This is a genomic window from Bacillus sp. PK3-067, assembly GCF_056738645.1.
Genome location: NZ_CP096490.1, coordinates 5,396,291 through 5,408,947, shown reverse-complemented (window position 1 = coordinate 5,408,947; position 12,657 = coordinate 5,396,291). Strand labels below are relative to the sequence as shown.

The following is a 12,657-nucleotide window of genomic DNA, read 5'->3' as shown; positions in this document are numbered from 1 at the left end:
GAGTCGGACTCTACTGTGCATTTTGCTATGCTTTTCTTTTTGAAAGAGAGGTTAAAATGTGAAACAAACAAAGTTTATTACAGAAGGTGCAGCATTATTAGCTATATATGCAATTTTATTGCTTATATCTATGTATGTTCCGATTTTGGGTACAGTTGTAACTTTTGCGTTGCCGTTACCATTTATACTATTAATGATAAGACATAAACTATCTAATGTGCTCGTGGTTTTTGTAGCAGCACTTTTTGTTACTATTATTGTGAGTCAACCGCTGAATTTAGTGAAGACAATTATGTTTGGATTGATAGGGATTGTTTTAGGATATATGTATAAAACAAGAAAAAAGCCAGTTGAAATCTTAATAGCGGGGACGCTTGCATACTTAATTGGTTTTGTACTTATTTATGTTGCGAGTATAAAGTTTTTCAACATAGATATAATGAAGCAAATGCAAAGTATGTTTAGTGAAAGTATGGCGAAAAGCGAAAAGATAGTAAGTGCTACAGGTATGCCGATTAGTAAGGAACAAAAAGAGCTACTTGCACAAATGAATGATATATTACAATCGTTACTTCCAAGTATACTTGTGCTAGTTTCAGTATGTTTTTCTTGGATTACAGTGATAATATCAGGTAGTGTTTTGAAAAAGTTAAAACATGAAGTTATATCTTGGCCTAAATTTAAAGATATACAATTACCAAAGAGTATCATTTGGTATTACGTTATATTTATTTTGTTAGCAACTTTTATAAAAGTAGAACCAACATCATATTTACATATGGTATTTTCTAACCTAAATGTCATATTTGCACTATTGCTTGTACTGCAAGGTCTGACATTTATCGCCTTTTTAGCGTATAGAAAAGGTTTTACTAAAGGGGTTCCTATTATTAGTTTTATTGCATGCATGTTTATTCCGATGCTGTTTCCTCTTGTGACAATCTTAGGTATAATTGACTTAGGGATTTCATTGCGTTCTAAAATAGGGGGATAAAATAATATTCCTTATACTATTTTAATCTGTTTAACTAACTGGAAGGTAAGTTAGTTTTACTTTATAGGAGTTGTATACATGCCTGAATTTGATAAGAAACAGTGGTTTTTATATCCTGTTTATGTATTGGCATTTTTTGTGTTTGTGCTCATTTCAATTCTCTGTTATTTTCATTTAATTATGGGTATAGCTGCTTTTGTCATTTTTTGTATCGTATTCTTTATCGTTATACGATTTGAACTTAATTTTCAAAGGAATTTCGAAAAGCATACGACAGATATGATTACAAGAGTAAAGAAAGTAAGTAATGAAGCATTTAACCAAATGCCGATTGGTATTTTGTTATACAATAAGGATTATGGGATTGATTGGGCAAATCCTTATTTATCTTCATGTCTGGGACAGCACGCATTAGCTGGATGGCACCTTTACGATGTATCAGAAACATTACTTCTTTTCATTAAAGGAGAAACTTCTGATGATATAGTCTCTTTAAATAATCGAAAGTTTCGCGTTTTTGTAAGGAAAGAAGAAAAGTTAATTTATTTCTTTGATGTAACGGAACAAACAGAAATCGAAAAGATGTACGAGGATCAAAGGACTGTTTTAGCTGTCATCTATTTGGATAATTATGATGAAGTTACACAAGGATTAGATGATCAATTACGTACGAATATAACAAGTCTTGTGACATCGCGACTAAATGAATGGGCACTTAAGTATGGTGCTTATTTAAAACGTGCATCTTCAGAAAGATTCTTCGTTGTGCTAAATGAAAGTATTTTGACGCAGATGGAGAAAGGGAAATTTAGCATTTTAGATCAGGTGCGTGAAGAAACATCTAAAAGGAATATACCACTTACATTAAGTGTGGGTGTCGGATCAGGTGATTTACCTTTATCAGAGCTTGGAGCAATGGCTCAATCTGGTTTAGATCTTGCGCTTGGGCGTGGGGGAGACCAAGTAGCTATTAAACAAGCGACAGGTAAAGTTAAGTTCTATGGAGGTAAGACAAATCCGGTTGAAAAACGTACCCGTGTACGCGCCAGGGTCATTTCGCATGCGTTAAAGGATTTAGTATTAGAAAGTAGTAATGTCATTATTATGGGGCATAGGGCTCCCGATATGGACGCAATTGGTGCTGCGATTGGTATTTTAAAAGTGGCTCAATTAAATGAGCGTAAAGGATATATTGTGTTAGATGAAAATGATTCCGATAAAGGAATTAAGCGTTTGATGGACAAAGTGAAACAAAATGAGGAGTTATGGTCTCATTTTATTACTCCAGAGCAAGCGATGGAATTTGCAAATGATGAGTCGTTACTTGTTGTTGTCGATACGCATAAACCTTCTATGGTGATGGAGCAAAAACTGTTACATAAAATTGAAAATGTAGTAGTTATTGATCATCATCGCCGTGGAGAAGATTTTATTGAAGACCCATTGCTAGTTTATATGGAACCATATGCTTCTTCAACGGCAGAATTGGTTACAGAATTACTTGAGTATCAACCTAAAAATTTAAAGATGACAATGTTAGAAGCGACGGCATTGTTAGCGGGTATTATTGTCGACACGAAAAGTTTCACATTCCGGACAGGGGCTCGTACATTTGATGCTGCTTCTTATTTACGCTCACATGGTGCAGATACTGTACTTGTACAAGAACTTTTAAAGGAAGATATGGATCAGTATTTACGGGTTGCAAAAGCTATAAAAAATGCGTACATTTATAAAAATGGAATTGCGATTGCTAAAGTTGATAGTGATGATTACTACGATCAAGTGCTTATTGCGCAATCGGCAGACACGTTATTAACGATGACAGGGATTATTGCATCATTTGTTGTTGCGAAACGTGGCGAGAATCTCATTGGAATTAGCAGCAGGTCTTTAGGTGAAGTGAATGTGCAGCTAATTATGGAAAACTTAGGCGGTGGCGGGCATTTGACGAATGCAGCCACACAGATGAAAAATGTTACAGTAGATGAAGCTGAGGAGAAGCTTCGATTTGTTATTGATGACTATTTACAGGGAGGCACACAATCATGAAAGTAATTTTTCTAAAAGACGTAAAAGGTAAAGGTAAAAAAGGAGAAGTAAAAAACGTACCAGATGGCTATGCAAACAACTTCTTACTAAAACAAGGATTAGCTGCTGAAGCAACAAATAGCAGTATGAAAACTTTAGAAGCTCAAAAGCGTAAAGAAGAAAAAGATGCAGCAGCAGAGCTTGAAAATGCAAAAGAGTTAAAAGAGACTTTAGAGAAATTAACTGTAGAATTAAAGGCGAAATCTGGAGAAGGTGGCCGTTTATTTGGTTCTATCACAAGCAAACAAATCGTAGATGCAATGCAAAAATCACACAAGATTAAACTTGATAAACGTAAATTTGAAATGGACGATGCAATCCGCGCGTTAGGTTATACAAACGTTACTGTGAAATTGCATCCACAAGTAACAGCAACAGTAAAAGTTCATGTTAGTGAACAATAAAAATAAATTAAGCAAGGAGGATTGCGTATGAGTGATGTACTTGCTGATCGTACCCCTCCGCATAATATAGAGGCTGAGCAGGCGGTTTTAGGGGCCATATTGATTGATCAAGATGCGTTAACTTCAGCATCAGAGTTATTGGTACCTGATTCGTTCTATCGAACGAAACATCAAAAGATTTTTGAAGTCATGCTTGGGCTATCTGATAAGGGAGAGCCGATCGACTTAGTAATGATGACATCAGCAATGGCTGATCAAGGATTACTAGAAGAGGTTGGTGGGGTTTCTTACTTAGCAGAGTTAGCAGAAGTTGTGCCAACTGCAGCTAACGTAGAATATTACGCACGCATCATCGCTGAAAAGGCGCTTTTACGTCGTTTAATTCGCACGGCGACTCATATTGTATCGGATGGATACGAGAGAGAAGATGATGTGGATGGTCTTTTAAACGAGGCTGAGAAAAAAATATTAGAAGTATCCCATCAAACGAATGCAAAAGCATTCCAAAACATTAAAGATGTTCTTGTAGATGCTTATGACAAAATTGAACTTTTGCATAATCAAAAGGGTGAAGTTACTGGGATACCAACTGGGTTTACTGAATTAGATAAGATGACAGCAGGTTTTCAACGAAATGATTTAATTATCGTGGCAGCACGTCCATCAGTAGGGAAAACGGCATTTTCATTAAATATTGCACAAAACGTAGCGACGAAAACGGATGAAAATGTAGCGATTTTTAGTTTGGAGATGGGTGCTGATCAGCTTGTTATGCGTATGCTTTGTGCAGAAGGGAATATTGATGCACAAAGACTTCGTACTGGTTCATTAACTTCCGATGATTGGGCAAAATTAACAATGGCAATGGGGAGTCTCTCAAATGCTGGTATATATATTGATGATACGCCAGGTATTAAAGTAAATGAGATTCGAGCAAAATGCCGTAGATTAAAGCAAGAACAAGGTCTTGGTATGATTTTGATTGACTATTTGCAGCTTATTCAAGGAAGTGGGAAATCAGGAGAAAACCGTCAGCAGGAAGTATCTGAGATTTCTCGTACCTTAAAAGGGATTGCGCGTGAATTGCAAGTGCCTGTTATTGCTTTATCACAGTTATCTCGTGGTGTAGAATCTCGTCAAGATAAACGCCCGATGATGTCTGATATTCGTGAATCTGGAAGTATTGAGCAGGATGCTGATATTGTAGCTTTCCTATATCGTGAAGACTACTATGATCGAGAAACGGAAAACAAAAATACAATTGAAATTATTATTGCAAAACAACGTAACGGTCCAGTAGGTTCAGTGGAACTTGCATTCGTCAAAGAGTTCAATAAGTTCGTTAACTTAGAACGTCGTTTTGAGGATGGACATGCTCCACCGGCATAAAGGCAGTATAAAAAAGAAACACATTTCTTATAATAAGATGTGTTTCTTTTTTTTTTTAAGAAAGATAAGGCTTTCATAAGTTAAATATATAATTCTTACGAACGAAAATGTTTTTTTGTGAAAAAATGTTCGCTTTTCGGTTGACTTCTCTTTCGGTTTTGGTACAATTATATTGTTTGAATAGATCGTTTGAAAATTGCGGAGGTGCTTTAATAATGTCTTCAGTAGTAGTTGTAGGAACACAATGGGGCGACGAAGGAAAAGGTAAAATCACTGATTTTCTTTCTGAGCATGCGGAAGTAGTTGCAAGATATCAAGGTGGAAATAACGCGGGACATACAATTGTTTTCGGCGGAGTTAAATATAAATTACACTTAATTCCATCTGGTATTTTCTATAAAGAGAAAATTTGTGTAATCGGAAACGGATTAGTAGTAGATCCAAAAGCATTACTTGAAGAGTTAAAATACTTACACGATCGTGGTGTAAGTACTGATAATTTACGTGTAAGTAACCGTGCACATGTTATTTTACCTTACCACTTAAAACAAGATGAGTTAGAAGAAGCAAGTAAAGGTGATAACAAAATCGGTACAACGAAAAAAGGTATCGGTCCTGCATATATGGATAAAGCTGCTCGTATTGGTATTCGTATGGCTGATCTTTTAGACCGTGAAGCATTTAAAGAGAAGCTTGAGCGCAATTTAGTAGAAAAAAATCGTTTATTTGAAAAAATGTACGATACAGAAGGTTTCACTGTAGAAGAAATTTTCGAAGAGTACTTCGAGTACGGGCAACAAATCGCGCAATATGTATGTGATACGTCTGTTGTATTAAATGATGCATTAGATAATAATCACCGTGTATTATTTGAAGGTGCGCAAGGTGTTATGCTTGATATTGACCACGGTACGTACCCGTTCGTTACATCTTCTAACCCAATTGCTGGTGGTGTAACAGTTGGAACTGGAGTTGGTCCTGCGAAAGTTACTCGCGTTGTAGGTGTATGTAAAGCATATACAAGCCGCGTTGGTGATGGTCCATTCCCTACTGAGCTTCATGATGAAATTGGTCATCAAATTCGTGAAGTTGGTCGCGAGTATGGAACGACAACTGGTCGTCCACGCCGCGTAGGTTGGTTCGATAGCGTTGTTGTAAGACATGCACGTCGTGTTAGTGGTTTAACGGATCTATCATTAAATTCTATCGACGTTTTAACAGGTATTCCAACTCTTAAAATTTGTGTAGCTTACAAATACAATGGCGAAGTTATTGATGAAGTTCCAGCTAACTTAAACATTTTAGCGAAATGTGAGCCTGTATATGAAGAGCTTCCAGGTTGGGAAGAAGATATTACTGGTGTAAAATCATTAGATGAACTTCCTGAAAATGCACGAAAATACGTAGAACGTGTTTCTGAGTTAACAGGAATTCAAATATCTATGTTCTCAGTTGGACCAGATCGTAACCAAACAAATATTGTACGTAACGTATACGAAGCTTAATTAACATTTTTTGAAAAAAAACTCATGTCTGCATGAGTTTTTTTCTTATTCTTTTATAAAAAAACAAAAAAAGTATTGCAATAAATACAGAATACATGTTATGATACATCTTGTCGTCACGAAAATATGACGTTGGTGAGTATGAGCCATTAGCTCAGTTGGTAGAGCATCTGACTTTTAATCAGAGGGTCGAAGGTTCGAGTCCTTCATGGCTCACCATTTTATTTTTCGTGGCCCGTTGGTCAAGTGGTTAAGACACCGCCCTTTCACGGCGGTAACACGGGTTCGAATCCCGTACGGGTCATGTTTTTTTTTGCTTATTTTTGGTCCCGTGGTGTAGTGGTTAACATGCCTGCCTGTCACGCAGGAGATCGCCGGTTCGACCCCGGTCGGGACCGCCACTTTTGTTTATACCACCATTAGTGGTTTTATATATAGTTTTGGCTCGGTAGCTCAGTCGGTAGAGCAGAGGACTGAAAATCCTCGTGTCGGCGGTTCGATTCCGTCCCGAGCCACTCTCAGGATATTAAGTGGGCCCACTTAATATCCTTTTTATTTATGTAATTTTACAAAACTGAGTAGTTATTTTAAAATAGAACGAGGAGCCTCTAGCAGTTGAAGCTAGAGGTTTTTCTATAGATCGTATAGGATGCCGTGTAAAAGTGGATCATACATGAGTCTATGAGAATAGAGGAGAAAATACTTAAACAAAGGATGCGGTCATATAGGACATACTATGTAAACATCAATATGTTTAGGGATTATTGACCATATTTTTATAAGGAGGAAATAGACGATGATGGGAAAGAAAATTTTAGTAGTTGATGATGAAAAGCCGATTGCAGATATTTTGAAGTTTAACCTAGAAAAAGAAGGTTTTGAAATAGTAATGGCGCATGATGGTGATGAAGCAATTGAAAAGGCTAATGAAGAGCAACCAGATATGGTTTTATTAGATATTATGCTACCAGGTAAAGATGGCTTAGAGGTTTGCCGTGAAATACGTAAAAGCTCAGAAATGCCGATTATTATGCTTACAGCAAAGGACTCTGAGATTGATAAAGTATTAGGGCTCGAGCTTGGGGCAGATGATTATGTAACGAAGCCATTTAGTACGAGGGAATTACTTGCTCGTGTGAAGGCGAATTTACGCCGCCATCAACAAGGTGGTGCTGCGGAAAAAGAAGAAAATACAGAAATGGTTATTGGACCAATTGTGATCAATCCAAATGCATATAGTGTAACGAAGCGCGAGGAAAATATCGAGCTTACACATCGTGAATTTGAGTTGCTACATTATTTAGCGAAACATTTAGGACAAGTTATGACACGCGAACATTTATTACAAACAGTTTGGGGTTATGACTATTTTGGAGATGTGCGCACAGTAGACGTTACAGTACGTCGTTTGCGTGAAAAAATTGAAGATAATCCAAGCCATCCTACTTTAATTGTAACTAGACGTGGAGTAGGGTATTACTTGCGTGACCCAGAGCAGGAATAGTATATGAAGAAAGTTGGTTTTTTTCAATCTATTCATTTAAAATTTGTGCTTATATATATGCTATTAATATTAATAGCGATGCAAGTTATTGGAGTATATTTCGTAAGGGAATTAGAGAAGAGCTTAGTACAAGGTTTTAGGGATTCTTTAACGCAGCAAACAAACTTATTATCATATAATTTGAAGCAAGAGTTTAAAAAAAGTTATACAAAAGCAGAAACAGAGTCAACAGATGAAACGATTAAAACTTCAATTCGAAAATTTGCCTCTGATCAGAAGAAAGTTATACAAGAGGTAAGTGTATTTGATTCGCACAGAAAGTTACTGGCTATTTCAGATGAATCAAAGCAGAATAAGGTGAATCGAACATCAACTGATATAGCTGTTCAGCGAGTGTTAGTACAAAAAAAGCCGGAAGTGAAAATTGAGAAGGATGGTAGTACAGGTCATCGTGTTCAAGTTATGCTTACTCCGATTCTAGATGATAACGGTAAGGATGCGCTTGGTGTTATTTACATTGTGGCATCTATGGAAGATGTATATAAACAAATGAAGGATATAAATCAAATTTTTGCTACGGGAACAGTAATTGCTTTATTAGTAACGGCCGTACTTGGGATTTTATTGGCTCAAACAATTACAAGACCAATTTCAGATATGCGGAGACAAGCAATCGAAATGGCAAAAGGAAATTATTCGAGAAAAGTAAAAGTGCATAGCCATGATGAAATTGGACAACTGGCATTATCCTTCAATAATTTATCAAAAAAATTACAACAAGCTCGTTCTTCTACAGAAAGTGAAAGGCGTAAATTATCATCTGTTTTATCACATATGACAGATGGAGTAATTGCTACTGACCGAAAAGGGGATATTATTTTACTAAATGATCCTGCGGAAAAGATGTTAAATGTTTCTCGTGAAACAGCGCTCGATCAATCTGTTTTAGAGGTATTAGGGATACAGGAAGAATTTACGCTCGATCATTTATATGAAGAGCCAGATTCTGTTTTATTAGATTTTAGTACGAGAAACGAACCATATATTTTACGTGCTAGTTTCTCTGTTATTCAAAAAGAAACAGGGAAGGCAAACGGCTTAATTGCTGTACTATATGATGTAACAGAGCAGGAGCGTATAGAACGGGAACGCCGTGAGTTTGTGGCGAATGTCTCTCATGAATTAAGGACGCCATTAACGACGATGCGCAGTTATTTAGAGGCACTTACAGATGGAGCATGGCAGGATCCAAATATTGCACCACAATTTTTAACGGTTACACAAGAAGAAACAGAAAGAATGATTAGACTTGTAAATGCGTTGTTACAGCTATCTAAACTTGATAGTACAGAGCATCGTTTAATGAAAGAATGGGTCGACTTTACTGATTTCTTTAATAATATTATTGATCGCTTTGAAATGTCTAAAGAGCAAAATGTAAGTTTCAAACGATCTTTCTCTAAGAAATCTAGATTTATTGATATGGATACTGACAAAATTACTCAAGTGCTGTATAACATTATTTCTAACGCATTAAAGTATTCACCAGAAGGTGGAACAGTAACATATCGTTTACGTGATCGCGGTGATTTATTAGAAATTAGTGTAAGTGACCAAGGAATGGGTATTCCAAAAGAAAACGTTGATAAAATCTTTGAACGTTTTTATCGCGTAGATAAAGCTCGTTCAAGACAAATGGGTGGTACTGGGCTTGGATTAGCAATTGCAAAAGAAATGATTGAGGCACATGGTGGCTCTATTTGGGCGAAGAGTGAAGAAGGAAAAGGGACAACTATTTATTTCACGTTACCAATGGCAGCAGATGAAGAGGACGATTGGGAATGAGTATGGAAAACTTTAAAACAATAGTTTTAATTAACCTAGTTGTAATTAGCCTATTTCTTACTTTTAACCTATGGACGTATGTGCCAGATTCTACATCCATGCAAAACGCGAAATTTGTGCAGGGAAATGAAGGAATGAACCAAACTAAAATTTCCGATGTTGTCCGTCCTACTTCTATCATCGTGCATAAAGATAAAAATCATTATGGGAGCAGAAGAGAGGCAGATATAGAATCAATCTATAAGCCTCTGGAAGTAGGGGAACTACATGATTTTAAAGAGATATCAATCACTAAGGGTGATTTCCTTTCATATGTGCATGGTGAAGGGAAAGTTGAACTTGTTTTCCCTACCGATATCCCATTTGATGCAGTAAAATCCATGTTTAACATGAAAGAGAAGAGTACAGATAAGCCTAAACATTTTAATCGTATTCTCCTCGATCCTTCTCGAAGTAAGGATCAAGAAATTAAAATTAACTTTGTTTCTGATGGTGATAACTTTAAAATATACGAGGCAAAATTAAGTGGCGTGTATTTAAAAGATATTGTAAATGCCCAAAATCAATTTATAGTATCAGCAAAGCCTTATTTTGATTATCAACTTAATGATATGAAAAAGTTATTTTTACCAGATGGAACGACAGAGTTAAACAATATAACATATATTTCATCTAATTTAGCAGTTGATACGTTTAAGAATGCTCTGTTTAGTGATCCTCGTTATTTAAGTCCGATTACCGAGATGTCGAAAGAAACATTTACAGATGGTATTAGATCCATGGAAATTGAAAACGATCGTCACATGCTAAAGTATAAAAACTCTTCTGTCTTAACTGAGAAAACGATAGATAATTTAATGCTTTTACAAAAAAGCTTTGAATTCGTAAGTGGTCACAGTGGAAGTTTGGATTCATATCGTTTGGACTATATGAATAAAGGAGAGACAGTATTTCGTTTAAATGAAGATGGATATTCAGTATTCAATGAAGATGGATTAGCTGAATTGAGACAAATATGGGGATCAGAAGAAGTAATGGAATATGAAAGACCGTTGCTGTCTTTAAATACTAAAGGTATAGAACAGAAGGTTACTCTTCCGTCAGGGCATGTTGTAATAGCATCCCTAGAAAATAATCCAGAGATAAAGAAACAAGTAATTAAGGATATTGGTATTGGATACAAGTTATCACTAGATGGACAAGTAGTTCGATTACAACCAATTTGGTATGTAAAGCTTGTTGAAGATGAAACAGGTAAACAGAAAATCTATGAGTGGAGTGAGGGAGGACTAAATGGATTGGGATCGGATTAAAACCATATTTATTGTGACCTTTTTTGTTTTGGACCTCTTTCTCATTTTCCAATTCATTCAAAAGCAAGATAGTAATCAATTGGAGCTTATTGCAGAAACAAAGATAGATCAAGAATTAAAAGCAAACAAAATTACGATGGGAAATATCCCTAAAGAACCGAAAAAAGAGTCATTTATTAGAGCAGAAAATAAAGCTTTTAAAGAAGAAGATATACAGTCTTTGAAAAATCAAACGGTGCATATACAAAATATGTACAAGATAGAAAGTAAGCTAAAAGAGCCTTTTTTAAATACGAAATCATTATCAAAAGATAAGTATAATGAATTTTTGAAGAACTATGTATTGGATGGACAAAAGTATGAATTTGGAGCGGTGAAAGACTCTAAAATTTATTTCTTCCAAAAATATAAAGATAAGCCTATTTTCTATAATAATCAGGCGATGATTGTTGTGGAATTAAATGAAAAAAATGAACTTGTTTCATATACGCAGACAATGCTAACTGATTTAAAAGAAATGGGCGAAGGTGAAAAAACGAAAGAGCAAGAAATTATTACGGCTCAAACAGCTTTAGAAAATTTGTATTTAAAAAATAAAATTCATGGAAATACGCATGTTAAAGAAGCGCAAATTGGTTATGCCACTCTTACCGCATCTACTTCTAATAACCAAGTACTGGCTCCAACGTGGAATTTGAAAACGGAGCAGAAGCAGGACTTCTTTGTGAATGCAATTGAAGGACAAGTTATGGAATTAGGAGAAAAGGAAAATCAAGTGGTTGATGAACATACTGGAGTGAGAAAGAATGGGGTTGCATTTTAGCGTACTTGCAAGTGGAAGTACAGGAAATATGCTATACGTAGGAACCGATGAAAAAAAATTACTAGTCGACGCAGGTTTAAGTGGTAAAGCAACAGAGGCTTTATTTAAACAAGCAGAACTGAATATAAATGATGTATCAGGTATTCTTGTAACGCATGAGCATAGTGATCATATTAAAGGTTTAGGTGTACTGGCACGTAAATATGATTTACCTGTTTATGCGAATGAGAAAACATGGAATGCAATGGAACATTTAATAGGAAATATCCCAACTGAACAAAAGTTTATTTTCTCAGTTGGTGATGTGAAAACCTTTGGTGATATTGAAGTCGAGTCATTTGGAGTTTCTCATGATGCGGCAGAACCGATGTTTTATGCTTTCCATAACAATAATAGGAAGTTAGCGCTTATTACAGATACGGGATACGTAAGTGACCGTATGAAAGGCGTTATTAAGGGAGCTAATGCTTTCGTATTTGAAAGTAATCATGATGTAGAAATGCTTCGTATGGGACGTTATCCATGGAGCATTAAACGACGTATTTTAAGTGACGTTGGGCATGTTTGTAATGAGGATGCTGCATTAGCGATGGCAGATGTAATTACAGATGAGACAAAGCATATTTATTTAGCCCATTTAAGCTTAGATAATAACATGAAAGAACTAGCGCGTATGTCAGTATCACAAGTACTAGAGGAAAAAGGATTTGGAGTGGGTGAATCCTTTGAAATTCACGATACAGATCCAAAAATGCCTACAAAAATTCAATACGTATAATTCTTCATTTT

At 35.8% G+C, this 12,657-nt stretch carries 10 protein-coding genes and 4 tRNA genes; all 14 read left to right on the top strand.

Annotation, left to right across the window (positions count from 1 at the left end):
• Positions 1 to 58 precede the first annotated feature (58 nt).
• The 14 genes from M1D73_RS27820 to M1D73_RS27755 all read left to right on the top strand — a co-directional run bounded on the left by M1D73_RS27820 (position 59) and on the right by M1D73_RS27755 (position 12,646).
• Complete coding sequence (locus tag M1D73_RS27820; RefSeq protein WP_000814840.1) at positions 59 to 994, top strand: YybS family protein; 936 nt, start codon at positions 59 to 61, stop codon at positions 992 to 994.
• Between the two features lie 78 nt (positions 995 to 1,072).
• Entirely contained in the window at positions 1,073 to 3,046 is a 1,974-nt protein-coding gene (locus tag M1D73_RS27815; RefSeq protein ID WP_001113785.1) for a DHH family phosphoesterase, read from the top strand.
• Positions 3,043 to 3,489: a 50S ribosomal protein L9 gene (gene rplI / locus M1D73_RS27810; RefSeq protein WP_000864228.1), complete on the top strand. Its 447-nt coding sequence runs from the start codon at positions 3,043 to 3,045 to the stop codon at positions 3,487 to 3,489. The genes M1D73_RS27815 and rplI overlap by 4 nt, the downstream gene beginning before the upstream one ends.
• 27 nt (positions 3,490 to 3,516) lie before the next feature.
• A complete protein-coding gene (gene dnaB, locus M1D73_RS27805) occupies positions 3,517 to 4,878 on the top strand; it encodes a replicative DNA helicase (RefSeq protein WP_001286148.1) in 1,362 nt (453 codons plus the stop codon).
• Positions 4,879 to 5,093: 215 nt separating this feature from the next.
• Positions 5,094 to 6,383 (top strand): adenylosuccinate synthase, encoded by a 1,290-nt coding sequence (locus M1D73_RS27800; protein WP_000100238.1) that lies wholly within the window; start codon positions 5,094 to 5,096, stop codon positions 6,381 to 6,383.
• A 143-nt stretch (positions 6,384 to 6,526) separates the two neighbouring features.
• Positions 6,527 to 6,602 (top strand) — tRNA-Lys (locus M1D73_RS27795).
• 13 nt (positions 6,603 to 6,615) lie between these two features.
• A tRNA-Glu gene (locus M1D73_RS27790) sits at positions 6,616 to 6,687 on the top strand.
• Positions 6,688 to 6,708: 21 nt separating this feature from the next.
• A tRNA-Asp gene (locus M1D73_RS27785) sits at positions 6,709 to 6,784 on the top strand.
• Positions 6,785 to 6,825: 41 nt separating this feature from the next.
• A tRNA-Phe gene (locus M1D73_RS27780) sits at positions 6,826 to 6,898 on the top strand.
• A 281-nt stretch (positions 6,899 to 7,179) separates the two neighbouring features.
• Positions 7,180 to 7,887, top strand: coding sequence for a cell wall metabolism DNA-binding response regulator WalR (walR, locus tag M1D73_RS27775; RefSeq protein WP_000971865.1), 708 nt, complete (start codon positions 7,180 to 7,182; stop codon positions 7,885 to 7,887).
• Positions 7,888 to 7,890: 3 nt separating this feature from the next.
• Positions 7,891 to 9,732, top strand: coding sequence for a cell wall metabolism sensor histidine kinase WalK (gene walK, locus M1D73_RS27770; protein WP_000755367.1), 1,842 nt, complete (start codon positions 7,891 to 7,893; stop codon positions 9,730 to 9,732).
• Entirely contained in the window at positions 9,729 to 11,045 is a 1,317-nt protein-coding gene (locus M1D73_RS27765; RefSeq protein ID WP_000061560.1) for a YycH family regulatory protein, read from the top strand. Before walK ends, M1D73_RS27765 begins: the two co-directional genes overlap by 4 nt.
• A complete protein-coding gene (locus M1D73_RS27760; RefSeq protein ID WP_000383740.1) occupies positions 11,026 to 11,868 on the top strand; it encodes a two-component system regulatory protein YycI in 843 nt (280 codons plus the stop codon). The genes M1D73_RS27765 and M1D73_RS27760 overlap by 20 nt, the downstream gene beginning before the upstream one ends.
• Positions 11,852 to 12,646 carry an MBL fold metallo-hydrolase gene (locus M1D73_RS27755; protein WP_000522837.1) on the top strand — a complete coding sequence of 265 codons (795 nt, stop codon included), beginning with the start codon at positions 11,852 to 11,854 and terminating at the stop codon, positions 12,644 to 12,646. The genes M1D73_RS27760 and M1D73_RS27755 overlap by 17 nt, the downstream gene beginning before the upstream one ends.
• Positions 12,647 to 12,657 lie beyond the last annotated feature (11 nt).

Bases quoted from the DNA above. Each gene is read 5' to 3' on its own strand.
- M1D73_RS27800 (WP_000100238.1), top strand. From the start codon at position 5,094: ATGTCTTCAGTAGTAGTTGTAGGAACACAATGGGGCGACGAAGGAAAA.
- rplI (WP_000864228.1), top strand. From the start codon at position 3,043: ATGAAAGTAATTTTTCTAAAAGACGTAAAAGGTAAAGGTAAAAAAGGA.
- dnaB (WP_001286148.1), top strand. From the start codon at position 3,517: ATGAGTGATGTACTTGCTGATCGTACCCCTCCGCATAATATAGAGGCT.
- M1D73_RS27760 (WP_000383740.1), top strand. From the start codon at position 11,026: ATGGATTGGGATCGGATTAAAACCATATTTATTGTGACCTTTTTTGTT.
- M1D73_RS27765 (WP_000061560.1), top strand. From the start codon at position 9,729: ATGAGTATGGAAAACTTTAAAACAATAGTTTTAATTAACCTAGTTGTA.
- walK (WP_000755367.1), top strand. From the start codon at position 7,891: ATGAAGAAAGTTGGTTTTTTTCAATCTATTCATTTAAAATTTGTGCTT.
- M1D73_RS27755 (WP_000522837.1), top strand. From the start codon at position 11,852: ATGGGGTTGCATTTTAGCGTACTTGCAAGTGGAAGTACAGGAAATATG.
- walR (WP_000971865.1), top strand. From the start codon at position 7,180: ATGATGGGAAAGAAAATTTTAGTAGTTGATGATGAAAAGCCGATTGCA.
- M1D73_RS27815 (WP_001113785.1), top strand. From the start codon at position 1,073: ATGCCTGAATTTGATAAGAAACAGTGGTTTTTATATCCTGTTTATGTA.